This window comes from Runella sp. CRIBMP, from assembly GCF_009905605.1.
GTDB lineage: Bacteria > Bacteroidota > Bacteroidia > Cytophagales > Spirosomataceae > Runella.
In genome coordinates this window covers 179,308-205,009 of sequence record NZ_JAAAKZ010000007.1, presented here as the reverse complement: position 1 = coordinate 205,009, position 25,702 = coordinate 179,308, and the positions used below count along the sequence as shown (strand labels likewise).

The window sequence follows — 25,702 nt, the reverse complement described above, 5'->3', positions numbered from 1 at the left end:
AATGGGTTTGATTGAGAAATCAAACTTGACCCAAGCCGTTTCTATTCGCAGTAGAGGCGGCTTTTTGTTTATTTCAAGTTTAATTTTTTCAATTATTTCTTGGACAAAAGTAGCTAACAAAATAGTACAACTTACTACCGGTATTCTGCAATTGACTGACAAAATCAATCCACAAGGCAAAAAAAACGTTGCCGAGGTGCTTAAAACCGGCAACGTTGATTATTTATTTTAAAAAACTAAAAGCGACAGGCCATTATTTGGCTTTCAACACCACAGGGCCAATCAATCCCGATTCTTTGAGCTTAGGTTCACCACCAAAGCGTATTCCTCCGCTGGATATTTGTAGAATTTTTTGTTCGTTGGGCAATTTGCTATCTCCCGCTATTCGATTATCCCATTGATTAGTCACTTTGATTTCAAGTTTATTTTTTCCTGCTTTTACCGCTTTGGCAATATCCACTTGATAAGGCGCTTTCCAGAGCGTTTCGAGTTCTACACCGTTGACCGAAACAACCGCAATATCTCTCACCGTTCCTAAATCAAGCAAAAGGGCCGAATTGGGTTTTATCTGCTCTTTTTTGATTTCAAATTCTTTGGAATACACAGCCGTACCACTGAAATATTTCACACCTTCGTCGGGGTGATTGTGCCAAGAAGTCAATTCATTTAAAGTAACCTGTTTGGGCGCACCCCAATTTTCGGGAAAACGCACCGTCCAACTACCCTGAATTGACCCTAACCCAATCATTTTCTGTTCCGCAACACTGTGTTCTTTGTGAGAAGCTGTTTTTTGAAAAACCACAAACCCTGATTCCTGAGCCTCAAAATGCAGCTTTACGGTCGTCAAACCATTTTCTATTTTGTACGAAACAGGCTCGGAAGTACCCTTATCGGCACGCCAAAGTTCAGGTGTTTTGCCAGAAACTCTAAATGTTATCGCTAAATCTTCGGGATGATTACGCATATTCAACACAAAATAGTAATCAGCGTCGGCGGTTTTGCGGTGAATCCACGATAGCCGCGTATCCGTGTGTGGCTTGATATAATTGACATCCTTTTCAACCTTTAATTGCCCCAAAATACCTTGAAGCGGTGCATTCCAAAACACTTTGCCTTTGCCATAACTATGTTGATAGGTATATTGTCCATCGGCTTGTCCCCAAACTTCGTTGGCTTGTAGGGCTATTTCTTTATCTATGGCAGGATACCCAATCAAACTCGGTGATTTTTCGGGTTTCGGGCCAACAATGTTTGCGCCTGCTTTCACCAATTCGGTAATTTTTGTCAGCACTTTCATCGTCATGGTATTTTTTTCAGGAAGCACCAACACCTTGTATCTCATGCCAGAAGGCAACACCAACTCACCATTTTCTACGACAAACTGATGCAAAATCTCAGTGTTTACGAAGTCATAATCATAGCCTTCTGGGGTTTCATTTTTGAGTTTTTCCCAATAAGGAACAACCGCAGGAATATCCTCTCCCAAATAATAAGCGACATCGGCGATTGAACGGCCTTCTTGCAACATACACTGATTCCGTGAAATATAATCTACAAACGGTTTGGCTTGTTCTGCCCAAGTGATATTGCGATGAAAATGCGTTCCCACCATCGTATTGCCGGGCTTGGTATCCAACGGCTGATGCGCCGAGGTATGAAAAATGATTTGATTGATTCCTTGCGAAAGCCAATAATCGCCAATAAATTTCATATCCATGGGGGCTTCATAACCACCGCCTGTCCACGCCTCTGCCGCAACAATCTTTTTGCCATACACATGCGCTGCCGATGCCGCCTCTCGCACATCCGACTGATGCGCATTCAGTCTTTCATTGGCTCCTCCGTAGGCCTTTTGTGCTTCTAAATCAAAGGGAGAAATCCAGTTGCGGTCGCTTCCCAAGCCCCTACCCATCCCAAATTCACCCATCGGAATATCCACCGCGTTTTTAGTGCGCAACGCATCTTGAATAATCGGCATGGAGATACCTGCTACTTCTCCGTAGGTTTTTATGCCTTGTTTATGCGCAAATTCGGTAATAGCGGCGTAGTGATTGTCCACCAATAGCTCCGCAAAAGTCAATCTATAATCCCACAAAAAACGGTCGCTTACTTCGGCACTTTCTACTATTTTTCCCGTGAGGGTCGGCAAATATTTGGTAGGGTCATAGCCTCTCCGGGTGGTAAATTCTTGGATAAAACTTTCAGTCCAGTTTTGGGCGTCGGCTTCGTAGCTATCTACTAAGAAGTATTTCAAGCTTTTACCAAAATGTTCTCCCATGGCTTTTGCAATGGGATTGGACCACTGACTCATGTAAGATTCTAAGTGCGTTTTGCTGAGTTTATCCACCTCAAAACCCACGGCGTCGGGCATGGTTGGGCCATTTTTAGCGCCAGTAAGCGATTGTCCCAAACGAAGTATCGTCCAATTGCCAGCAGGGACTTCCCATTCGAGGGTCCCATCGGGTTGCATTTTTGAGGTCAAATCAATCACTTCCTGTGACTTGATGACGGTTTGTTCAGGCACTTGAGGCGTTTTTAGTCCTTCAAACGCAAACAGTGGAGCATAATTGGCCTTGTCTTCCCAACGATTGATTTTTGCCTCAGAACTAAAGATGGCCTCTGAAATATCAAACGAAACGGGCGGGGCAGCGGGCTGCCTGAATCCGCCAAAATCATCGGGTCCACCCACGGTTGTGTTGCCACCGCCGGTTGTAAATACGACACGATAAAACTTAGCCGTGATTTCTGGAAAAGCAAAAGTACGAACAGGTACTGCCCGAATATCGTGCTGTGGCCCAGGAAGCGAAAAGAGGGTTCTGAACGTAATTCCATCTTCACTGGCCTGGACATAACCCGCCCGCATATACGTACTATGGTAATTGCTGTTACCCAATAGAGCAAAAGAAAACGACCGTGCTGTAAAGGGCTTTTCGTACTCAAATTGCAAATAAACAGGATTTTCGGCTTTAGGTGTTTCCAACGTCACTTTAGACAGAAGGTCGTCGTCCAGCAGCGATTTAGCCTCTAACGTTTCTCCTTTGTGGTTGGTGATTTTAACAGTATAGGTTGTCAACTCATTTTCGGGTGTTTTATAAGCTAATACTTTTTGGTCGGCATAATAAGTGGGGTCGGTTGCTAAATTTGTTCTTTTAGGAAGGTTTCTAATGGGGCCACTGGTAACGGGTGGTTTGGGCAAAATGCCTTTAAAGGTCTTTCCACCAACTATATTTAACTGACTCCATACGAGCTTTTTCATGGCTTCGTGGGGCTTTACCCACGTTCCGCCCGTTTCGCTCCAGCCTGCGGCGGTCACCATGGTCATTTCTAAGCCCAAGCGGTCGGCTTCGGCAGCGGTGTGTTTGATAAGTTCAAACCATTCGGGCGTCATGTATTTGATTTTCTTTTCGACGGTTTGTCCGCCGCCAATCGAAACATCAAATGCCTGAAATCCGCCAATTCCTGCGCGTTTCATCCACTCAAGGTCTTTAGTAATACCTTCTTTGGTGACGTTATTACCCACCCAATGCCACCATACTATGGGTTTGGCCGAATGAGGCGGGTTCTGAAAGTTTTGGAGCAGTAGGCTTTGCGCCCAAACACTATAGGTAGACAATGCAAGCGCAATGCACAAAAGTTGCTTTTTCATAAAGATATTATCTGATTAACAAACGATAAGGGAGACAAAGCTAAACTTAAAGCAGCCTCAAAAAGGTATCAGAATTACGTCATTTGCTTACTAAATCAATCCAACTTCATTTTACTTCTTTGATTCTCAACGCCATGTAGGGGCGCAGAGGTAGTCTAACTTTCCTTAGGTCTTTGTCGAACAAACGGTAATCCGTTTCGGGACCCGTTTCAAAAACGGTCGGAACTGCCTGTATGGTCATGTCCCAAGTGTCTATGATTTCGATGCTGAAACGTTTGCCAGCGGTCAGTTTCGGGCCTTCTCCGTTTTTAGCGGGGAGGTTAAACAACCAAAAATCGTTGACTTCGCTGCCGAAATACACAAAATAATAGCCTTCGCCCGCAGAAGAGGTGCGATAATCTCGGCTCACATCGCTCATCGACAGAGGCGAAGGGGCTTCTTCAAGTATTTTCCTGAGAAAAGCAAAACGCTTCCAACTTGTACCTTTAAATTGGCCGCCTTTGGCCCAGAAAATAGTATCGGAGGCATCCTTAAACATGTACGACTCGCCGTGGGTCACGTAGGTCCCCGCCATCGCACCTACCCACGCCAAGTGGGTCATCTCCTCAGGACTGTACCGCCCCCAGCGCGATTTTAAGTTTCCTTCATACCCCACCTCGTCTAGTACAATAGGTTTGTGGTACACATTGCGCAGGGTCGACACGCCGCCCGAGTGCCGAACGGGTGCATCATCCTGAATACTTGCGTGGGTAAACGCTGGCTTCCAGTAGTCATAGTAAGTAGCCGTAGAGCCATGAATAGAACACAAATGACGGTACGGATCAGACTCCACCACAGCCTGGGTAAGGGCATCCCAATCGGCAACGGTTTTGGATTTTACATAATCCCACTCGTTGGCCAATGACCACCAAACATTCCGAAACGACGCCAATCGTGCCGCCAAGTATTTGATATACTGCACATTGACCTCATGAGGCATGGCATCAAACCCCCAACGACCTTTGTCATAAGGATGAAACAAAATCAAATCGGCTTCAATGCCCAGTCGGTTGAGGTCGTCGATGCGTTTTTCGAGGTGTTGAAAAAAGGCGGGATTAAACTGTGTAAAATCCCACATGTTGAGTACGTTCCCTTTTTCGTCCTTTTTCACTTCACGCAAGGCAAAAGGATACCATTCAGGCTCTTCTTTCACCAATTCGTAATTTTTAGGAAAAACGCACATTCGAATCTTGTTAAATCCTGCGTTTTGAAGCGAACGAAGGGTCTGCTCTTGCAACCCCTGCCCCATGTGGGTCCACGCGTAGGCCGTTGTGCCCAACGGATAATACCGCGTGCCGTCGGCGTACTTAAAGTGATGAACATCGCTCACTTTGACGGGGCCACGGTTGTTACCCGTTGCGTTGACGCATTCGAACGAGCCTTTTTTGTTGTTGAGTTCTTTTTTGTTGCTGGAAGTCGTGTACGTCCACGTGCCAGTCTGGGTGGGCATACACCTGACTTTAAAGCGATTGTTGCCGTCATAAAACCCCGCCACCGTAAAAGCGGTATCGGGGCCCACAAATCGGGCGGAAAGTTGTACCTCACGAAAAAGGTTCCCGCCCGACTCGTACGACCACTCTGCTTCAAACCTATCCCAACGCTCTATTTTAGGCTGCGCATATAGCACCGCACTGACTGAAAAAGAGAGGCAAAAAACAACTTTACGAAGTAGCGTATTCATTGAGTTGATGGGTAAATAAGTGGTACTAAAGTATGGCAGGGCATTTATTACCTACAATATTGGTGGCACTGCCACATACTCGCCGTTCACCTTTTGTGAGTGGACTTAACCACGCGTCTGCAGCAATGCGTTGTTTTATAGTTTTCTATTTTCTTTTTCAATTAGTTGGTTTCCATACTCCCTTATTTGGGTTATTAGCGGTATGACTTCCCTTCCTTTCTCCGTCAGCGAATATTCTGTTTTGGGCGGTACAACGGCATAAACTTGTCGGTGTACATAGCCATCTTCTTCCAACTCCCGAAGTTGTGTGGTAAGCATTTTATCAGATATGTGCGGTATGTCATTCCGCAACTCACCGTAGCGCATGGTATGGTATTGCAGTCGCCACAGAATCGGCATTTTCCACACGCCCCCGATCTGTTCCATCACCAATTGAACAGGGTTGTAGTAGACTTTCCCTTTAAAAATAAAATCAGGCATACCATAAACGGTTGATTGTCAAACACTAACTAAAAAGTATGTATCACACTTTTTGGTGATACTCTTGGCAAAAGTAGGTATAGAATTAAAATTTGCAGCATCATTTCAATAAATTTAACAATCGTCAAAAATGAGTGCAATCACAGAAGTTCAATCCTATGTACATTTTCACGGAGCACCTACAAAGGGCAAGATCCTTATGGTGGCAAGCTCACCCTCAATTTCCCAACAAACAGGCTGGCCCATTGGCTTTTGGGCGGCCGAGTTGACCCATCCGCTTCGGGTGTTTCAAGAGGCGGGCTACGAGGTAGAGTTGGTTTCTACGGAGGGGGGTAAATTGATGATGGACACCTACTCCAACCCCACTGACCCAAGCGGTTATTCGGCACACGACGTCATTTCGTTGGGCTATATGCAGCAAGCGTGGTTTAACGAACTGCTCGAAAATACCCCAAAACTCACCGAAGTCGAAGTTAAAGACTACGTTGCTATCTTTTTGGTGGGCGGTCAAGGCCCAATGTATACCTACCGGGGCAACAAGGACTTGGAAAAACTCTTTGCTACCTTCTACGAAAGTGGCAAGCCAAGCGCTGCTGTTTGCCATTCAACGGCCCTGCTTTTGGAAGCCCAAAAATCAGATGGCCAACTGATTGTTAAAGGCAAAACGTGGACAGGCTTTGCCGATGCTGAAGAAGAATTTGCCGACCAAGCCGTGGGGCAAAAAATCCAACCTTACCGCATCGAAAACGAGGCCCGGAAAATCGAAGACACAACGTTCAAAGTGGCTCCCCCCTTTTCGGCTTACGCCATTGCTGACGGTAATTTGATTACGGGGCAACAACAAAATTCAGGGGCAGCAGCGGCCGAGTTGTTGGTCAAAATGCTGGACAAATAGCATTCTCACCTATTGTCCAATGAACCCTAAACTTTTGAGCATCATCGTCCTGTTGTTGTGGGTAAGCATGGTGCAAGCTCAAATTCCAGTGGAAGTGTTCGGTGGCGACAAAAAAGCGAGTTTTGACATGATGTTTTTTAAGTTCTTCAAAAACAAAGAAGGTCAAAATAGTCACTTTCTTTTTTTTACACGAGAGCGAGCAGTGGTTGATTATAAACAAAAAGCAACGAGCAATTTGCCGCAATTTGGCTTTACAGAAGCTTTTTCGTACAATCATCCTTCGTTCAAAGGTTTTGCGCCTGTGTTGGTCGGGCAGGTATTGAATAGAGGCACGTTTGCAAAAACTGGTATTCAATACGCCCATATGTCTGCAACACTCACGGTGTTTGGTTGGTCGGTTGTAGCGTTAGAAAGCAAGCCAGATATTGATTTATTTTTGCTCTTGCGCTACACCCCATCATTGAACAAAAAATGGCATTTGTTCAGTCAAATTGAACTCATAAATGCCTTGCCAACGGACCAAACAACCGATTTTAGTTTTGCCCAACGCCTGCGTTTGAGTTTGAAAAAAGCAGACTGGCAGTTGGGTCTGGGCAGCGATTTGTCGGCGGCGGGACGAAAAAGCTACACCACTACCCAAAATACTGGTTTATTCATTCGTCACGAATTTTGAAAGCGCATGATTATAAGAAAGATATTCAATCCTATCGCTGTCGTACGCTATATGCGCTGGGAATTGGCAGCTTCTACTTTTTTGTCCACGGCTGTTTATTTTTTGTATCACAATCAGCCTTTGGGGAAAATCAGTATACCGTTTTCGTTGGCGGCTATTTTGGGCAGTGCCTTGGCGATTTTCTTGGCTTTTCGCAACAACAATTCCTATAACCGCTGGTGGGAAGCCCGCACGGTGTGGGGGAACATCATCAACAACAGCCGTATTTTTGCCCGACAAATCATTGCCAATGCCGATAGCGCTTTGTCAAGTGGTAAGGTAAGTGCTGAGCAAATCAACGACTACAAAAAAGGAATGGTTTATCGTCAAATTGCTTTTACGCACGCTTTGCGCTTGCACCTACGAGGTCAAAAATCGCTGGACGAACTAAAACATTTGCTCCCAAAAGAAGAATTTGAACACGCCGTTCAGAAGCAAAACATTCCCAATTATTTGCTGTTTGTACAAGGCAAACGTATCAAAGACGGAATGAAAATGGAGATTTTGGGGGCATTCGACAACATCAGTTTGGAACCTACTTTGGCGGGTTTCAACAATTTTCAAGGGGCTTGCGAGCGCATCAAAAACACACCCTTGCTGCGGCAATACCATTTTTTTACCAAACTCTTTTTATGGGTTTTCATGGCAATATTGCCGTTTGCACTGATTACAGATTTCTCAAAAATGGGCGCTCCTGCCTTGATGATTCCCCTTAGCATTTTGGTCGCCTTTGTGTTTGGTGTGATGGGGAAAGTCGGCGAAGTAAACGAGGACCCTTTTGAAAACCGCATCACCGATATACCGATGTCGGCAATGAGCAATACGATTGAGCGGGACTTGAAAGAAATGCTGGGCGAAAGCGTCTTGCCGCCCAAACATGGCCCGCAAGATGGTTTTTTATTCTGAACAACTCAATTTTATGTTGATTGGGCCTTTAAATTTGCATAAATGGCCAGACAACGATTGCATCAAATACTACTAAAATCATGAAAATAGCCATTATTGGTTCTGGAAATGTCGGTGGTGCATTAGCACTACAATGGATTAAGGCGGGTCACCACGTTTTGATTGGCGCAAAATTTCCATTGAGCGAAAAAAACATTCGGCTCGCCACCAAAATTGGCGAAGATAAGTTTACCAATATCTCGTTTGCGGTCAAACAATCAGACGTGATTTTGATTGCCACACCGCCAACGGCCATTTTTGACATCATCGAACAAATGGGGGACGTATCGAATAAAATATTGATTGATGCGACCAACACCGTGCGTCATAAACCTGCACCCTACGAAACCGTTTATCACGCTTTGACCGATAAAACAGCCGCAAATGTGGTCAAGTGCTTCAATTCAACGGGTTTTGAAAATATTTTGAATCCTGTTTATGATGGCGAAAAAATAGATATGTTTATGGCAGGCGACCACGCCGAAGCCAAACAAACTGCTTACCAGCTTGCGATTGACGCGGGTTTTGGCTATTGCTGGGATTTTGGAAAAGGTAACAAAGTGTTGTTATTAGAACAATTTGCCCTTTCGTGGATCAACCTCGCTACCATGCAAGGGCAAGGGCGGGCAATTGCTTTTCGGGTGGTAAAGCGGTAATGATTTTCTCCTTGGGGTCAGCATGAGGCGTATGTGTTCGTGTTCACGACCCTCATGCTGAAACCAAAAACCACCTTATTCTTTTATTTCAAAAGTATAACTTCCCGAAACCAAGGGGATAATCACGCTCCCATTTTCTTGCTTCACGCCTTTCCATTGGGCAATGCTTTTCCCACTTTCCGTGATTTGAGCCGTGCTTTTTGTGGGTAAATACAAGGTAGCCGACGTGTTGGGCGGCAGGGTAGTTTTATAAGTCCATTTGCCGTTTTCCCATTTCCATTCACTGCTGATTTTACCATAAACAGAATCATAATAGCCTTTGGCAAAAGTCATTACCTTATCTGGGTCGGGCGTCGGTTTTAGCACAATTTGTTTGAAAGCAGCGCTTGCGGGGTGGCGTTGAATACCCAACGAGTAATTGTACATCCACGACGCCACGGCGCCAAATGAATAGTGGTTGAAGGAGTTCATGCTGTTGTTGCCTCCAAATCCATTTTCGACGGTGTACGAGTTGAGGCGCTCCCAAATCGACGTTGCGCCGTTGACCACCGAATATAACCACGAAGGATAATTTCTTTGTTGCAACAATCGGTAAGCCATGTCGTGGTTGCCGTTTTCAGACAGGGCTTCGGAAATGGAGGCCGTGCCGATGAATCCCGTCATCAGTGAGTACTCAGGACGCTCAATGCCTCCATCGTCTTTGTTTTTTCGCTGAATGGCTTCGTTGAGGTACTTTACCGCGAAGGGCTTATTTTCTTCGTTGAACATCCCCAACGCCAACGGAATGGCATAGGATGCCTGTGTATCCATGAGTTGCCCTTTGTCGGATTTTTGCTCAGCCTGCTGCTGACCGGGAGGGCCCATGCGAGCCGCCCTTACACCCGACTTGACGGTGCGGTGCGTAGTTTTATCCACGTACACCTCGTTAAACTTCGCTTTGACGGCGTTGTGCTGCGTCATAAAATTGGCCGCTTCTTCGGTTTTTCCCAGAATGGTCGCCACTTTCGCCATGATTTCCAAGTCGTAGGCATAATAGGCCATCCAGAAAAGCGTATTGTCATTTTTACCATTTTCGGGACTCAACCAGTCGCCCAGCGGCCCTTCGTTCAGAATACCCGTTGCCTTTTCTACTTTGGTTTCCAAAAACGCTACGTACTTTTTCATAGCGTCATAATGCTCTTTTAGCAGCTGCACATCGCCGTATTGTCGATACGTTTCCCAAGCAACCACGATACCCGCGCTGCCCCAGAGGGTTCCGCCAAAACCACCGCCCATGGGAGCGACGTCGGTAAAACGGCCGCTTTCGGCCTGCACGTCGCGCATGGCCAAGAGATGACGACGGAGAAACAAATCGGAATGGGTCAAATAAGTAGCGCTGCGCGAAAACACCGAAATATCGCCGCTCCAGCCCATGCGCTCGTTGCGGGCGGGGGTATCGGTAGGAATAGAAAGGAAATTGCTGCGCAACGACCACGTAATGTTTTGCCAAAGTTTATTGACCAACTCGTTGGAGGTTTCATAGCTTGACGAAAGGCCCGTAATTGAACTGATTACCAAGCCTTTGACCGAAGCCGCAGGAACCGCTTGGTCGATGCCCGTGATTTCGACATAACGATAGCCGTGAAAAGTAAACCGGGGCTGAATGGTTTCGTCGCCGCCTTTCAGAATATAGGTATCTTGGGTAAGGGCTGCGCGGATATTTTCCATCATTACCATTCCTTCATTCCCCTTATAATCAGGCAGATTCGGGTATTTTACTTCGGCATAGCGCAGAATAATCTCCTGTCCTTTTTTGCCGTTTTTAATCTGAATCTGCGGTACACCCACCATGTTTTGGCCCATGTCGTACACATACACCTTGGGTCTCACTTCTTCCACGCTGCGGGCCGTGAGGGTTTTGACGACGCTTGCATTGTCGCCCATTTGCCCGATGAGCTTGAAATCGTTGTACTCCAGCGACGACTTTCTACCCATCGCATCGGTAAAAGTCCCCACATACGCCGTACCCTCCAGCGGCACTTCTACCGCTGCTTTCCAACCATTATCATTGTACGAAGCCAGCGACCAATCTTTTATCAAGGCTTCTTTGCCCGCATCATAGACCTCCCCCTGGAAGAAACTTCCGTAGCGAACGGGGCCGTCAGTAAAGAGTTTCCAATCTGTAGGATTGGAGGTGATAATTTGCTCAGAACCATCGGAATACGTAATCACTAATTTACTCAAAAGCGATTGACGGTCGCCGAAAAAATTCCAGCTTTCACCGCTAAACGTGATGTTTCCGCTCCACCAACCCTCGCTCAACCAAGCCCCGATGGCGTTTTTTGTGCCGTGTTTCACCGCAGCCGTCACGTCATAGGTTTGGTACATGTGGTTTTTGTTGTACTGCGTCAGCCCCGGATTAAAATAATCGTTGCTCACCCGCTGGCCGTTCAGATACATCTCATAAATCCCGCGCGCCGTTACGTACAAACGGGCATTTTTGATGGGTTTTGCCTGCGTCGAAAAGGTTGTCCTGAGCATTGGCGCCGCGTTTTTGCTCGGATTAGCCAAAATTAGGGCATTGCCTTTGATTTTATAAGCGCCATTTTCAACCGTCAGATTAGGCGATTTGAAAATGCCCGAATAAGATGCCGAATTAAGTTTTTCAGTAAATAAAGCGTTGGAAGGAAAACGGTAGTTTTTGACGGTTACTTCCGAAAAATGCACCGTTTGACCGTTCCCAACCCCAAAACCAATATCGGCCAACATCGGAAAACTGATGTAGTTGTTACCACTACCGACGGGATTTAGGTTAATACCTCGCGCACCAAAGCCCCCTCCCGCCGCTGGGCCCGTTGTTTTTTCTTTCAGTTTGTTATCGTTTTCTCTTCCATCAATGTACAGCTCAAACAACCCAAAATTACAGTCGGCAAATACCTTGTGCTTTTCGTATTTGTTGGCATTATTGATGAGTTTCTGCGGAATCTCCAGGCTTTTAAAGGGGATTTCTGCTTTGTCGTCGAGCGTGTAGCCAACCCGATAAATATGCAATTTCGCCAGTCCTTCGGGAGAATCATTTACGCCCGAAATGTCCAACTCAAACGCGATATAGCTTTGATTATCACCCGTTTCAACGCCCATTAGATTCAAGGCTTTTTTCATCAACCGCTTATCGTTTCCGCCAAACAAAAACGACGCTTTGGTCGAATTCGTAGCTTTATCGAGCTGAATACCGTATTCAAATTTGAATACCGACAGATAATGCGAATAAAACACCAAGTCATCCTCACCGCCGCCTATCCACCGCGCCCCCGACCACGCGGTGATACTTGGGTTCATTAGGCCCGTTTCGAACCAAGAACTGCTTGATACAGTAGCGTTTGCATTGTCCCAAACCGTCACTTTCCAAGTGTAACGCGTGGTAGCTTTTAGCGGAGTGCCCGCGTATTGGATACCATGCGAAATATCGGAATTGACTTTTTTAGAATCCCAAACCACTTGATTATTAGCCTCGGTCACCACGATTTGATAGGCCTTTTGGGCATACCCCCGTTTGGCATCCAAGGCCTTCATTTGCCAACTAAAATGCGGATTAGCAATGTCAATCCCCAAAGGTTTTTCCTGATAATCCACGCTTAGATTGATGATGGACACACCCGCAAAAACGGGAGCAATCAGGGCGGTCAGCAATAAGAGAATAAAGTAGAATTTCTTCATAGGTTTTTGATGATTTCAGAGATGAGAAGGGCGTTATCAATGAATAGATGGGAAAGAATTCTTTTGTAAATTCAAAAGAATAACAATTTTATACTATCCGTATCCTGTACAATCCCACTATTGACTCAGAGTGAGACAATAAAAAGAGGTGGGTGCATACACCCACCTCGGCAACGTTGAAATTTTAGAAATGGAGGTTATCACTCTTGGTGGTATTTTCACCGCTAAGCTCACTGAATTTGGCAAAAAACACCAACTTCGGCAGAAAATTATGGGCAAAACAGCTATCGGACGAGCAACTATCGAAGTCTTAGAACTGAATCGCTGGCCATTAATAAACCTTAGACGCGCCCTAATTGCCATCGGCGAACATCCTCCTAAATAACGCTACAAATAGTACGCCGCGCTGCGACTTATGTTTATCCTCCTTCTATTTCACATGAGTTAGTCTTTATCCTCGTACGATACAAACTCATAGGTAGCCTCGCCACCAGATACATTAAATTTCAAAAAGCCCCTGGAACCATGTGTATTACCGCGCCAAGATGGTCGTCCAGCGATGGACCCACCAGTTATGTAGTGGGTTTTTCCCGCTATATTTAAGTCCTCAAACCAGTGAATGTGTCCTTGAAGAACAAACTTGAGGTTATGGTCTTTAAAAAGGGTTAAGACTTCATTACGGTTAGAGACTGGGGGCTGAGAGAGATAGCCGTTTTGAGGAGGATACAAGTCATGGTAAGTTGTAACCAAAGGAATATGGGCGACCACCACCACGGGGGTTTCAGGTTTTACGGAACTGAGATCATTTTTTATCCATTTTAACTGACCTTCATCCACTCTCCCAATGTACTTATAGTTATCTACATCCAGAACGTTTAAGACTATGAAATGCCATCCTTTGTGGTCAAATGAATAGTAGGGATCACCAAAATATCGCTTAAACATTCCCAGTTTATAGTCAGGATGTGACGAATCCTCTGGGCTTTCCTCGTATATTCCAAAGAGGTCGTGGTTTCCTACGCAATTATAAACGGGAACTTTAAATCTACGAGTCTGACTGAGGTAATAGGTAAAAAGAGAATCTCCTTTTGCTCGATTCCCTCGCATAATGTCAAAAATCTGGTCTCCACCCGAAAGTACAAAGTCAGGTTTTATTTGCTCTATTCGTTGTACTACTTTATTGAATGCTTTTTCTACGACGGGGTCGGGGCGCAGATGCATATCAGTCATAAATACGAAGGAAAAGTTTCCGTTTTGGGCCGAAACCGTTTCCAAACAGAAACAGAAAAACAAAACAAGTAAAAAGTGTTTTATCATGGAATTACGATGTTTAAAGTTACAACTGAAAAAAGCACGGTTCAGGCTATTGCGTTAGATAAATCAAAGAGATACAATTATTTCGGTGTGCTGCACTTAATTCCGCGATTATCACCCCGGTTCTACAAATAGCACGCCTAATCCGTGGTCTGTGTCTCCACCTAAAGTATATACACAAATAGGATTTGGCGGTTTTTGCCCCAATTTTATTTGGAGTGAGGTATGATCATTAGGCTTAGTGAGTCTGTGAGGACACAGACTACGGGAAGGAAATCGGATTGCCGGCACATCGTAGAAAACAGGCAGTATAAAGTAAAGGAACTAACCGACGGTTACTTACAGTTCCCTTGTCACACCCTTAAACACATTTTCTATGCATGGTCTAATTGATTGGAAAGAACTCCTCTTGGGGTCCGAAGATTGGCATTTTTTGATAGAAGCCTCCCTGCGTACGGCCATCATGTTCCTTGTACTTCTGACGGGCCTTCGATTGCTTGGCAAACGTGGAGTGAAGCAATTATCGGTCTTTGAGCTGGTAGTTATTATCGGGTTGGGCTCGGCCGCCGGCGACCCGATGCTGTACAATGACGTAGGAATACTGCCTGCGTTGATTGTATTTGTCATCGTCATTATTTTGTACAAGGTTGTAACGTACTTTATTGGTCAAAATAAGAAATTTGAACTTTTGGTAGAAGGCAAACCCATCTGTTTGATCAAAGACGGTGTATTTTCCATTGAAAATTTCAGGAAGGAAGCCTTGGGAGAAGATGAGTTCTTTTCGGAACTGCGCCTGCAAAGTGTTTCTCATTTGGGACAAGTTGAGGAAGCCATCGTAGAAACCTCCGGCGAAATCAGCCTTTTTTTTTATGAAGACGATAAAGTAAAATACGGACTCCCAGTGATGCCGTCGGTATTGGACACTTCTACCGAGCGAATCTCGGAGGCCGGACATTATGCCTGCAGTTTTTGCGGCTATACGGCCAAATTAACTCCCACAGCAAAGAAAATCTGTCCGACCTGTAAAAAACACAAATGGGTGAAGGCCAGCAATAAAAAACGGATTAACTAAGATCAAGTCAAAACCATTGAATAAAACAGGCGCTGTCATTTTTAAATGCCTGATGGTGGGAGCGTCCGTCTATCAAGGAATACAATTTTCCGGGTTTCGCCCTTGATGGTGTTTTCACCGCCAAAAACTCTGAAATTGGTGAAAACACCAACTTCGGCAGAATAAATAAAAGAGATACAATTATTTCGCTCTTAGTGGTGTTTTTACCGACAAACCCCTCTGAAGTTGGTGAAAAACACCAACTTCGGCAGAATGATATATCCTAACTGCTTTGACCAAGATTGACCCCTTTCATCGCCTCTTCCTTCGAGAAAGGCTGATTGTAAAGTCGTTTTCCCGTGGCTTTAAAGAAGGCATTGGCCAAAGCCGCCGCTGCTGGCGGAAGAGCCGGCTCACCGAGTCCCGTTGGATTGATGGCGCTGTCCACAAAATACACTTCTACGTCGGGGATTTCTTTCATGCGTATCAAGCGGTAGGTATCAAAGTTTTTTTGGTCGGGTACGCCTTCTTTGAGGGTTACTTCGCCGTACAGAGCGTGCCCCAAGCCGTCGATGATGCCGCCCTTTACCTGTTGGTACGCTCCGCTTAGGTTCACAACTACGCCGCAATCTACCGCGGCAACCATTTTTCGCAATACGGGATTGCCATTCTGCATTTCAATCTCAGCCACCTGCGCAATGTACGAGCCGTGCGAAAAATAAGCACTAAATCCTTGAAATACCTTTTTGTTTTTGCCCCAACCTGATTTTTCAGCCACCAGTTCAATGACGCCCTTCATGCGGTCAATATCGTATTTTACCGCTCCTACGGGCGTTTTTTGGGCTTTATCAAGGTACGACAGTCGGTATTCGATGGGGTCTCGGTTGGCCGCAGTGGCTATTTCGTCAAAAAAAGACTGCTCGGCAAAGCCCAGAAAATTCTCCGAAGGTGCTCGCCACGGACTCGTCGTTACGGGTGATTTATGGTCAACGGAATCCACTAAAAAATTAGGCACGGCTCCCGCCGGAAAATGATCAGGTCGCGTGCTGTTGCCAGAGTTGACGCCTACCCCGCGCATTCTATACCCAATCCAATTTCCTTCGGCATCCAAGGCTGCCTGAAAACGGTAGCGCATTGCCGGTCGGTATTGTCCGCCCCGCATATCATCTTCCCGGGTCCACATTACTTTGACGGGGGCTTTCAAGAGGCTTGACAGCTCGGCCGCCTCCATCGAATAGTCGGAGCGCTGCCTACGTCCAAAGCCACCGCCCATGCGCGTCATTTCCAGCGTCACTTTTTCAAGTTCTACGCCCAGCAGTTTAGCTACATTTTTTCGGGTATCTTCGGGCAATTGGGCTGGGCCAATCAATTCAACGCCATCGCTTCGCACATGGGCAAAGAAATTCATCGGCTCCATGCAAGCGTGAGACAAAAACGGCGCTTGGTATTCGCGAGTAATCACCTTGGCGGCGGTTTTAAAGATGGCATCCACATCGCCGTCTTTGCGCGAGGGTTTTACGTCCTGTTTGTCCAATAGTTGTTTCATCAAACGGTCGTGGTCGGTCGTACTTTCCACCGCACCATCTGGCTCATATTCAACTTTCAGTAATTTCCTGGCTTTGGTTACCTGCCACGTGGACTTACCCAAAACCGCCACTTTGTCTTTAAAAACAACTACATCGACAATGCCTGGCATGGCCTTAGCCGCAGTCACATCCGCTGATTTTATTTTGGTCCCAAACGGAGGCCGTTCAATCATGGCCAGCAACATTCCGTCGCGGTAAACGTCCAAGCCATACAACGGCTTACCCATAATCATCTCCGCGTTGTCGACGTTGTGAATGGGCTTGCCAATCAATTTATAGTCCTTTTTCTCTTTGAATTTTACCTCGGTCGGAACCGCCACCGTCGCCGCTTCAGTGGCCAATGCCCCGTAGTTGAGCTTACGCCCGCTTTCTTTGTGCCACACAAACCCGTTTTCGGTGGTCAACGTTGCCGATGAAACATTCCAGCGTTTGGCGGCCGCTTCCATCAACATCAGGCGAGCGGTAGCCCCAGCTTTGCGCAGTCGATCCCATGAATGCTGCATGGCACCGCTTCCTGCCGTGGCCTGACGGTTGAATTTTTGCGTATCCAAATTGGCCTGCACCACTTTTACATTTTTCCAATCGGCATCCAGTTCTTCGGCCACAATCATCGGAAAAGACGTTTTGATGTTTTGCCCCACTTCGGGATTGGGCGACAAAATGGTGATTACATTATCGGGAGAAATAGAAAGGTAACTGTTAAACGACACCTCCCCTGCGGCACTTTCTGGGAGCGGAGCCGCCAGCGCGTCGGTCCACCGAAAACTCAGCAAAAAACCTCCGCCAGCCATGGCCGAAGCCTTAATAAAATCTCTTCTCGTTGATTTCGTTGACATGATGTGTGGTTATTTGCGTTTGGTGGCGGCAAGAGCTACGGCTTCACGGATACGGTGATAGGTTCCACAACGACAGATGTTGCCGTTCATGGCTTCTTCGATTTGCTCGAAAGATGGTTTGGGATTTTTGCTAAGAAATGCCGCCGCAGTCATCATCTGACCCGCTTGGCAATACCCGCACTGAGGAACGTCAAGTTCAGACCAAGCTTTTTGCACTGGGTGCTCTCCATTGGCCGATAAACCCTCGATGGTAGTGATTTTTTTAGTGCCAATCGCCGAAACGGGCAACACGCAGGAGCGCACGGCTATGCCATTCAAATGCACGGTACAGGCTCCACACTGCGCAATGCCGCAGCCATACTTGGTGCCTACCAAACCAAGATTATCACGGAGCACCCACAACAACGGAGTATCTTCTTCGACATCCACGCGGTAGTTTTTGTTATTGATTTGTAAGGTGTAGTTAGCCATTTTACGGTCACGTTCTCGGTTTGACTTTGATTTATAAAAAAGCCAGTAAACCGAGATATATACCGTACAAACTACCTATTCTTAACGGGTTTTTAAACGTCAAAAACCCACCTTTTAACCCTTCCGATTTAGCTTTTAGAGTAATTTTTTTCGCTTTTTCAGTCGGGCGAACAATAACCAAGCCTCTGCCTTGGAATACTGTTTTTTCGGGCTTTTGGAAACTGCTCATATCTCTTGGATTGTCATTCCCTACACCTGCGATGCTACCATTAACAGAGATTTGGTATTTGACCAAAACATCATCTATGTTTGGTACAACATTTCCTGCTTCATCCACGATTTCTACGCTGATATAAGCCAAGTCATTTCTATTGGCTTTGATGGTCTTTCTATCTGCTTATAAGCGAATAGCCACTGGTTTTCCAGCCGTTGTGAGGGTTTGTGAAGCGACTTCTTTATCCCCGTCATAACAACGTCCCACTAATTTCCCTGCGGTATAAGGCACTTTAAACGTTCCAATAATTGACCCTTTCTCCAGATTTTGTTCGGCAATAATCTTACCGTTCAATTCCAATTTCACTTTATGGCATCGCGTAAAAACCCTCACTTGTAAAGAGTCTTTTTCATGCCCCGGCATTGCTCCGAAACCTTGCTTGAAACTATTTGAACATCCCAATAATTTTCGATATGTGTAGCATTAACCACGCTCACCCACACATGACGATAAATACCGGAGCCTGCGTACCAACGTGAATTATCACCTTCGTTTTTTACTTGAACGGCTATTACATTTTCTTTACCAATAGGATTCAAATGAGCCGTCAAATCATATGAGCCAAACATCAGCATTCATGTACACGCCATCGAATTGAATAAAAACCTTTTTACCTGCGGTAGTTTTGTCCATCGTAAAAGTCTCACGATACCAGGCTGTTGCGCCCACTGTAAAGGCAGTGGCATTTTTTCCAACGGCTTTTTTGTAGAAGGGATCCAGACTGGATGGCCCAATGATACTTTCGTTGGGCGTATCGGCTAAATCTTCGATACTCCAATCGTGGGGTATATCTAATTTTCGCCAATAGGCATCATTGAAATTAGCGGCTTTTGCATCAATTTCGTTGCCTTTTTTGAATTTCTAATTGGCATCAAAAGATTGATTTCGGCCTGCTTTTATTTGAGAAAAAGCCGACTTAAAAAAGAGCAAAAAACTGATTATGAGCAAAATACAATTTCTCATTTTGTTTTATTTTTGCCACGAACGCACAAATGATTCGTGGCAAAGTTTCAATTATTTCACTCTTTTTGCCTTCACATCAAACATATTCATCAGTGAACCTTTCAGATTTTCATCATCTACTTTTTCTAACAAAACATTGACATCATAATCTTGAATCGTAAAGTAAAGGGTAATTTTTCCATCGGCTTCTTCAATGTTTGAAATCTTAATTTCTTCCTTTTGATCGCTCGCTTTGGGGATAATTGTACCCGTCAACTTTCCCTCTTTTCGAACCAAAACAGTAGTGAGTGTAGCATCACCGTTGGGTGTGCCAATAATTAACATTTCCCATTTGCCTGTATAAACGTCACTGGTTGGGGCAGCGGCGGTAGCGGCTTGTGAAAAACCTTGGAGTGCGATTCCGAAGAATGCTAGGATAAGTAGGAGGCTTGCTTTTTTCATTTGTTTTGCGGAACGTCGCCACGGTTGTTTTAAAATTTCTAAACAAATGTAGGTAGATTCTTTTATTGTCTAAATAAATAGACAATAAAAGATTTAACTATTATATCTTTGAATAATTATAACTGACGAATGGTGTTTTTTAAGGATGAAAAGTAACTTTGCTAAAACCATTACTTGGATTTTCAGATGAATTTATTCGCTAACCAAGACTATATATCCCAGCTTGCTATTGACTGTGTGATATTTGGCTACCAAGAAAGAGAGCTTAAAGTATTAATTACGAAGTTGAATTTTAAAGGCGACTTTTATTCGCTACCAAGCGGCTTTATTCTCCAAAAAGAAGGGATTGATGAGGCTGCGCATCGGATTTTGGAAGAGCGAACGGGGATTTCAAACATATTTCTAACGCATTTCAAAAACTTTGGTCAGGCAAATAGAACTAACAAGAAATTCTTGGAGCACATGATTGAGCTGAACCAAGAGCATTTTGTGGGCGACATTGCTTTATCAAAGGCAGATTTTGAGTGGCTCACCCGCAGATTTATTTCTTTAGGTTACTACGCGTTGGTGGATCTCAGCAAAGTTACGCCCATCAAAACCGCCTTAGACGAGTCTATAGAGTGGTACAACATCCATGAGCTACCAACTATGATGATGGATCACAGTGAAATGATTGAAAAAGCCCTAGAATCCTTACGACTCAATCTTGATAACAATATCATTGTGCTGAATCTGCTTCCCGAAACTTTTACCATGAAGGAAGTTCAAGATTTGTACGAAACCATTTTTGAAAAAGAATACGCCCGTAATAATTTCCAGAAGAAAATTTTGGATTTGAATGTATTGGAACGTTTGGAGAAAAAATACACGGGAGCCTCAAACAAAGCGCCGTATTTGTATCGGTTTAGGAAATGAGTTTTTTGCCTTTGCAGGTGTTTTTAAAGAAAATGTTGGCGGCAAGCACACCGCCAACGGCGTAAATTTGTTTTTTTTTCTACTCTACTTAACCACCACCCGTACCCGACCTAAGTTTTGAACACGGGCAAAAGGGGTTTTGCTATCACCCTCACGTTGGGAAGCCACCCGCAACGTGGGGAAATAAGTCCCTGATTTCGAGAATGTATGGGTTGTTTTTAGGTTTATTTGCTTTGCCGATTTCAATTTTTCAACCACCAGAAAAGTGCCTTCTCCCTCAAAATCCCATTCTGCCGAAACTATCGAGCCTGCATTTGGGGGTACTTCAACAGTGGCAGTAAACGTAACCGACTTGCCTTTGCTTATATCGGCACGGTCTTTACCATTTACTTTTACGTTCATTGTTGGCTGAATACCTTTTCGCTCGGCAGCTGATGCCGGAACAATTACCTGTCCATCTTCGATTTTATAAGTGGTATTAGCGGGCGGAACAATACCCTTTTCAGCCCATGCACTTATATCACGCAATGCTTGTTGCAGCACGCCAAGGTAGCTTACGGTACGGGTTGGGTCCTCCTGTCTGGTATTATCGCCATGAAGGGCGTGGTCGGTAAACCAAACTCTGAAATGATGGTCGGTACTATCGCCCAAATTTTCTTTAACTTTATTATGATACCAGTCGGCTTGCCAAGGAAATGCCTCCCGATCCCACAACGATTCGAGCAGAATTACCTTGCCTTTGAATTGGCCTTTGGGCAATACACCAGAAGCTGCTCTCGTAAAAGAGGGCCCTAATTGCATCGGGCGTTGCGGATAGATAGGCTTGCCCTCAGCATCACGAAACTGATTCCAAACCGTGTATTCTTTGCCCGGTACTTGATGCCTATGATAGGTTTGAGCCGCCAGAAAATTAGAATTGTCAACCTGTACTTCGTCACCTGCCCTAATATCGGCAATCACTTTGGGGTCGGCCCCTCCAAATATGACTTTATCGTCCACTATTTGTGAGATAAACAATTTTTTACCAGCGGCTTTACCCGTTTTTATTATCAAGTCACCACCAAGAAAATCAACTTTTTGCAAAACATCTTCCAATTGAAAAGCAACGGGTAGTTTATCGCCATTTTCAAGTTGTTTTTGCCACGCAGCATCGGCAGTACCACGCGCTTGTCCAGCCATGTTCCACATAGATAATCCCATTTTGACGGCTTCTTCGGCAGAAATACCCGTTTTTATTTTGGAAACTTGTTGAATACGAGCCTTCAACAATGATTCAGAAGGCTTCGCTCCAAAATACCCCGGCACTTTCCAAAATTCATCGAAATACTTAGCATCAGCCATCGTCATGCCCTGATACAGTGCCGCAAAGCCATGAATACCCATTGATTTGTAGCCAAACCACGCTTTGGGTGGAAAACCCATTTTTGTTACTTCCAGCAGGGCGTCCTTTTCTTCGGCATTAAGGCCCGCATACATATCACCGCTTCCGCCCGGTTCGACGGCATCAATGATTTGTGGAAACTTGTCTTTCAATATCCGCATGGCGTGCATCCGCACCGAAAATACGTTGGGAATCGCTACAGGCGAGCCCACTACGTAAGGCACAGCTCCGTCCCAAGCGTCGGTATTTTCAATGCTCCCGATGGTACGGTAAGCCCCACCGCTACCGCCAAAACAATAGCCGAATGGGCGGTGCTGACCGTACATTTGGGCAGCAACCACTCTTGAATAATGGGCCGCCGCCGCATTGGCTTTAAAAGCACCAATCAAGGCATCTTTTCCAAAACCTGCGGCAGGGTCGGTTATACCTCCTCCGTTGGTTTCAATAAAATACGCTCCGCTCGCTATCGAAAAGCCAATTTTATCTTCCTCACCCGTTGCCCCTTGTGAAAGCGTTTCGCTATCTGGAACAGGGGTAATGTATTGATAAAAACGCCCTTGGTATTGTTCTTTTGAAGGCATATAAAACGAAAAACGAGTGCTCGTTCCTTTGAAACCCCCGTGGACATAGCGATGTCTGACGGGTTTTTCCCGCCATTCGTCAGCATCAATATAGGGTTTATTGAAGAGAGTATCTTTTGCTACGGCACTTTGAGTTTGAGCCAAGGTTTTCCCGATACCTATTGTACAGAAAAACAGGTAGAATAATGCCTTTTTCATAGATTTGATGGTTTCTTTCTTGGAATTTTACGAATTACATCCCCACTTTTTTCATCATTTTGCCGATGAAATTGGTAGCAAATCGTGGGTTGAATCGGTAGAGAATGTCGAGCATTGTGGCATCTTTTCCTACCGTTACTCTAAACTTGTTTTTCTCCATGGCCCGAATGATGATTTCGGCGGCTTTTCTGGGCGAAAGTGTCATTTTAGCGGCGGCACTGGCATTCTTAGGGTCGTTTGGGTCTATTTTAGGCTTGCCCAAACCTGAGTTTTCGGTGATGTTGGTCGCAACTGCCCCTGGATGAACCACCGTAACGCGCACATTTGTATCTTTGAGCTCGGCATAAAGCCCTTCGGTAAAGATTTTCACCGCCGCTTTTGCCGCCCCATAAATGGTTTGTTTTGGAAAGGGGATGAATCCTCCCATGCTCGAAATATTCAGAATGTGGGCTTCGGGACGTTCTAAAAACAAAGGCAGAAAGGCTTTGGTCAGGTAAACCGTTCCATAAAAATTCACGTTCATCACTCGGTGGATATCTTCGATGGTCAGGTCATTGACGGCAATAAATTTCTGAATGATTCCTGCATTGTTGATGATGCCATCTACTGAGCCAAAGTGTCTGATTACTTCTGCCGGCAAAGCATCTACTTTCGCTTTATCGGTAATATCCATCACAAAACCTTTAAAACGGTCGTCGCCAACATCCGCTATTTTTTGGGTTTCAGCAAGGGCATCAGCGTGAATGTCTACACCTGCGACATTGGCTTGCTTTTGCAATAATAACAGGGTCAATTCTCTACCAATGCCACTTCCAGCACCCGTAATTACGATTGTTTTGTTGGCTACTTGCATTATCTTAGTCCTTTATTCTTTTGGCAGTAGCTTCAAAATCCATCAACTTTCCTTTGAGATTGTTATCATCCACTTTCTCTAAGTCAATGGAGATTTCTCCACCCTGCTGAGACTCAAAGTATATTTTCAATACTTTGTCGGTTTCTTCTATTTTGGTGATTGGACGTTTTCCCGCAGTTGGATCATCTGCCCTCGCCAACTCACCCGCCAGTTTCCCCTCTTTACGAACAAGATTTGTGGTAAATTTTACATCTCCCATGGGTGTTCCAGCCAGTGCGATTTCCCATTTCCCAGCAAAGAAATCAGTTGACGGAGTAGTTTGAGAAAATACTTCCGTAATTACTCCTAAGAAAAGTACGATAAAAAAGAGATTTGCTTTTTTCATTGTTTCTGCGTTTGTCCCGTCGCCACGGTCAGTTTATGTTTAAAATAATCAATTGAAGTTTTTGAAGTCAACTTTTCTTCTCACAACCAGCATTTTATAATTTTTCAAACGTAAGAAACAGAATGCTGTGGGCAGGCAATTTTACTACGCCTGCTTTTACCTTTTTACCAACTAAGACGGGTACTTCATCTTTTGGGGTAAGCATCAGTTCTTTTCCATTCAGTTTTACTTTTTTAGTCATCAGCTCATCTGCCGTCATTAAATATTGGTTCGCATTTGCGGGAATATTGAGCGATGCCTCCGTTTCGTTGGTGTTTAAAATCAGGATTGCTCTGCTATTCGATTTATTTTTTAAGTTATGGGCAAAAATATCAACCCCTGGAGCAATACTTCCAGCTTCATATACTTGCGTCCCCATCAACCGGCTCCAAAGCAACGCCGCCCAGTAGTTGGGTCTGGGATTGTGGGTATCATGGTCTAATAAAGCGTATTCGCTACGAGCGAGGGTATTGTGCATCACCACCTGAACCCCTTTTTTGGCCAATCGACCCAACTGTTCTAAGTATCGGAAGCTATCAAGGTAGGTAGCGGCCCAAGGATTGCCCCCACAAGCGGCTTCGGCGGTCTCGGTGAGCCAGATGGGCGCATTGGGCACGTATTTATCTCGGGCGTTTTGATAAAATTCCAGTCCTTTTTCGGTTCTGCTCAGCCATTCGGCAGAGAGGGCATTTTCGGGCTTTTGTCCACCCATACAACGCCTTGATACCGTGCCATAATAGTGGTACGTAAATACTTCAAAAGTGGGTTTGGGGGTGGCCGACAATAGCTCATCCACCGATAGGTCCAACCCCGAGGGGAGTATGCCTTCGCCCGTAGAGCCCGGGCCAATGATTTTCATTTTAGGGGCGGCTTCGGCGGCAAAAGCGCTAAAAGCCGCAAAATCTTTCGCAAATCGTGCACCGTTGTAGCCTTTGGGCGCATCGCCATGAGAGGCGTGTGAAGGTTCGTTGAACAGTTCAGCGGCGGCTATTTCCCCTCCTATGGAGCGTGTATAGTCCAAAATAGATTTTATCTGCGTTGGGGTCCAGTTTCCGTCTTTATCTCTAATTCCATCACTAATCGGAAATGAACTTACCAATTTACCATCCACAGCCTTGCAAAAATCTACCACCCCTTTCCACTGCTGACGGGTAAGAATATTCTTAAAACCCGCAGGTGGGCTGGCTAACTTGGCTTCGTCATTGTTTTGAAAATAGACGGCATTAGCCCACGTACCGCTTACCCTCACATACGTTGGCCCTAAGGCAGCCGCCAAATTACGTAGCTTTTTCTGAGACAAATTGATGGGCTCGATTTTCCATTTGAGGGCATCAATTCCCTTTTTATTAGAATGTTTTCTTACCGAGTCTATTAACTCATAAGGTATCCAAAAATCCCCGCCAATCACCTCACACATCTCCACGTTAAATGATTGGTACCGTTCGTCAACCTTTCCAATCAGGCCCATTTGCGTCAGATTGAGTTTGTTTTGCGCAAAAGTTTCTCGTACAAAGCCAGGAAAAGGGAAATAAGCAAGAAAAGTTACCAAAAGATAAAATTGTATTTTTCTCATCGCCATAAAGGTTAATGCTTACACAAAAGGCTGATTATTAGTGATTGACAAGACAAAGGTAAACAAAGTTTTGTTATTGTATATTTTTTAT

Annotated in this window: 23 protein-coding genes and 1 pseudogene; 8 read left to right on the top strand and 16 right to left on the bottom strand. The window is 45.1% G+C overall.

Annotated elements, in window-relative coordinates; genetic code table 11:
* Positions 1–25 precede the first annotated feature (25 nt).
* A complete protein-coding gene (locus GVN20_RS18405; RefSeq protein ID WP_166559749.1) occupies positions 26–232 on the top strand; it encodes a hypothetical protein in 207 nt (68 codons plus the stop codon).
* Between the two features lie 21 nt (positions 233–253).
* Here the strand turns inward: GVN20_RS18405 and GVN20_RS18400 are convergent, their stop codons facing one another.
* The 3 genes from GVN20_RS18400 to GVN20_RS18390 form a co-directional block, all read right to left on the bottom strand.
* A complete protein-coding gene (locus tag GVN20_RS18400) occupies positions 254–3,646 on the bottom strand; it encodes a glycosyl hydrolase (RefSeq protein WP_166559748.1) in 3,393 nt (1,130 codons plus the stop codon).
* A gap of 106 nt (positions 3,647–3,752) precedes the next feature.
* Positions 3,753–5,366, bottom strand: a complete 1,614-nt coding sequence (locus GVN20_RS18395) for a DUF5060 domain-containing protein (RefSeq protein ID WP_166559747.1) — start codon at positions 5,364–5,366, stop codon at positions 3,753–3,755.
* 135 nt (positions 5,367–5,501) lie between these two features.
* Positions 5,502–5,846, bottom strand: coding sequence for a helix-turn-helix domain-containing protein (locus GVN20_RS18390; protein ID WP_166559746.1), 345 nt, complete (start codon positions 5,844–5,846; stop codon positions 5,502–5,504).
* A 130-nt stretch (positions 5,847–5,976) separates the two neighbouring features.
* On the opposite strand from GVN20_RS18390, the gene GVN20_RS18385 reads away from it, so the two are divergent.
* From GVN20_RS18385 to GVN20_RS18370, 4 genes are all read left to right on the top strand, one after another.
* Positions 5,977–6,741, top strand: coding sequence for a type 1 glutamine amidotransferase domain-containing protein (locus tag GVN20_RS18385; RefSeq protein WP_166559745.1), 765 nt, complete (start codon positions 5,977–5,979; stop codon positions 6,739–6,741).
* A 19-nt stretch (positions 6,742–6,760) separates the two neighbouring features.
* Positions 6,761–7,414 carry a hypothetical protein gene (locus GVN20_RS18380; protein WP_166559744.1) on the top strand — a complete coding sequence of 218 codons (654 nt, stop codon included), beginning with the start codon at positions 6,761–6,763 and terminating at the stop codon, positions 7,412–7,414.
* A 6-nt stretch (positions 7,415–7,420) separates the two neighbouring features.
* Positions 7,421–8,359 carry a bestrophin family protein gene (locus GVN20_RS18375; RefSeq protein WP_166559743.1) on the top strand — a complete coding sequence of 313 codons (939 nt, stop codon included), beginning with the start codon at positions 7,421–7,423 and terminating at the stop codon, positions 8,357–8,359.
* An 80-nt stretch (positions 8,360–8,439) separates the two neighbouring features.
* Positions 8,440–9,054, top strand: a complete 615-nt coding sequence (locus GVN20_RS18370; protein WP_166559742.1) for an NADPH-dependent F420 reductase — start codon at positions 8,440–8,442, stop codon at positions 9,052–9,054.
* 75 nt (positions 9,055–9,129) lie between these two features.
* Here GVN20_RS18370 and GVN20_RS18365 read toward each other — a convergent pair whose 3' ends face one another.
* The gene (locus GVN20_RS18365; RefSeq protein WP_166559741.1) at positions 9,130–12,750 is read right to left on the bottom strand and encodes an alpha-L-rhamnosidase; all 3,621 of its coding nucleotides are present in this window, start codon (positions 12,748–12,750) and stop codon (positions 9,130–9,132) included.
* Between the two features lie 148 nt (positions 12,751–12,898).
* Here GVN20_RS18365 and GVN20_RS18360 point away from each other — a divergent pair, with 148 nt between their 5' ends.
* Positions 12,899–13,135, top strand: coding sequence for a hypothetical protein (locus GVN20_RS18360; RefSeq protein ID WP_166559740.1), 237 nt, complete (start codon positions 12,899–12,901; stop codon positions 13,133–13,135).
* 59 nt (positions 13,136–13,194) lie between these two features.
* Here the strand turns inward: GVN20_RS18360 and GVN20_RS18355 are convergent, their stop codons facing one another.
* Positions 13,195–14,067 (bottom strand): metallophosphoesterase, encoded by an 873-nt coding sequence (locus tag GVN20_RS18355; protein ID WP_166559739.1) that lies wholly within the window; start codon positions 14,065–14,067, stop codon positions 13,195–13,197.
* Positions 14,068–14,440: 373 nt separating this feature from the next.
* Between GVN20_RS18355 and GVN20_RS18350 the strand changes: the two genes are divergently transcribed.
* A complete protein-coding gene (locus tag GVN20_RS18350; protein ID WP_166559738.1) occupies positions 14,441–15,136 on the top strand; it encodes a DUF421 domain-containing protein in 696 nt (231 codons plus the stop codon).
* Positions 15,137–15,398: 262 nt separating this feature from the next.
* On the opposite strand, the gene GVN20_RS18345 is transcribed toward GVN20_RS18350, so the two are convergent.
* The 7 genes and pseudogenes from GVN20_RS18345 to GVN20_RS18315 form a co-directional block, all read right to left on the bottom strand.
* Positions 15,399–17,537 carry a molybdopterin cofactor-binding domain-containing protein gene (locus GVN20_RS18345; protein ID WP_166559737.1) on the bottom strand — a complete coding sequence of 713 codons (2,139 nt, stop codon included), beginning with the start codon at positions 17,535–17,537 and terminating at the stop codon, positions 15,399–15,401.
* 9 nt (positions 17,538–17,546) lie between these two features.
* Positions 17,547–18,008, bottom strand: coding sequence for a (2Fe-2S)-binding protein (locus tag GVN20_RS18340; RefSeq protein WP_166559736.1), 462 nt, complete (start codon positions 18,006–18,008; stop codon positions 17,547–17,549).
* A gap of 31 nt (positions 18,009–18,039) precedes the next feature.
* A pseudogene (locus GVN20_RS18335) lies at positions 18,040–18,393 on the bottom strand (hypothetical protein); the annotation flags it as partial.
* A 12-nt stretch (positions 18,394–18,405) separates the two neighbouring features.
* Positions 18,406–18,576 carry a DUF4982 domain-containing protein gene (locus tag GVN20_RS18330; protein WP_229599111.1) on the bottom strand — a complete coding sequence of 57 codons (171 nt, stop codon included), beginning with the start codon at positions 18,574–18,576 and terminating at the stop codon, positions 18,406–18,408.
* A 35-nt stretch (positions 18,577–18,611) separates the two neighbouring features.
* Positions 18,612–18,851, bottom strand: a complete 240-nt coding sequence (locus GVN20_RS18325; protein ID WP_166559733.1) for a hypothetical protein — start codon at positions 18,849–18,851, stop codon at positions 18,612–18,614.
* A complete protein-coding gene (locus GVN20_RS30140; protein ID WP_409033842.1) occupies positions 18,835–19,053 on the bottom strand; it encodes a sugar-binding domain-containing protein in 219 nt (72 codons plus the stop codon). The genes GVN20_RS18325 and GVN20_RS30140 overlap by 17 nt, the downstream gene beginning before the upstream one ends.
* 243 nt (positions 19,054–19,296) lie before the next feature.
* Entirely contained in the window at positions 19,297–19,686 is a 390-nt protein-coding gene (locus GVN20_RS18315; RefSeq protein ID WP_166559732.1) for a hypothetical protein, read from the bottom strand.
* 186 nt (positions 19,687–19,872) lie between these two features.
* Here GVN20_RS18315 and GVN20_RS18310 point away from each other — a divergent pair, with 186 nt between their 5' ends.
* The gene (locus GVN20_RS18310) at positions 19,873–20,601 is read left to right on the top strand and encodes an NrtR DNA-binding winged helix domain-containing protein (RefSeq protein WP_166559731.1); all 729 of its coding nucleotides are present in this window, start codon (positions 19,873–19,875) and stop codon (positions 20,599–20,601) included.
* 84 nt (positions 20,602–20,685) lie between these two features.
* Here GVN20_RS18310 and GVN20_RS18305 read toward each other — a convergent pair whose 3' ends face one another.
* From GVN20_RS18305 to GVN20_RS18290, 4 genes are all read right to left on the bottom strand, one after another.
* The gene (locus GVN20_RS18305; RefSeq protein ID WP_166559730.1) at positions 20,686–22,761 is read right to left on the bottom strand and encodes a PKD domain-containing protein; all 2,076 of its coding nucleotides are present in this window, start codon (positions 22,759–22,761) and stop codon (positions 20,686–20,688) included.
* A 34-nt stretch (positions 22,762–22,795) separates the two neighbouring features.
* Entirely contained in the window at positions 22,796–23,614 is an 819-nt protein-coding gene (locus GVN20_RS18300; RefSeq protein WP_166559729.1) for an SDR family oxidoreductase, read from the bottom strand.
* A gap of 4 nt (positions 23,615–23,618) precedes the next feature.
* Positions 23,619–23,999 carry a hypothetical protein gene (locus tag GVN20_RS18295; protein ID WP_166559728.1) on the bottom strand — a complete coding sequence of 127 codons (381 nt, stop codon included), beginning with the start codon at positions 23,997–23,999 and terminating at the stop codon, positions 23,619–23,621.
* Between the two features lie 94 nt (positions 24,000–24,093).
* Complete coding sequence (locus GVN20_RS18290; protein WP_166559727.1) at positions 24,094–25,611, bottom strand: hypothetical protein; 1,518 nt, start codon at positions 25,609–25,611, stop codon at positions 24,094–24,096.
* Between the last annotated feature and the right edge of the window lie 91 nt (positions 25,612–25,702).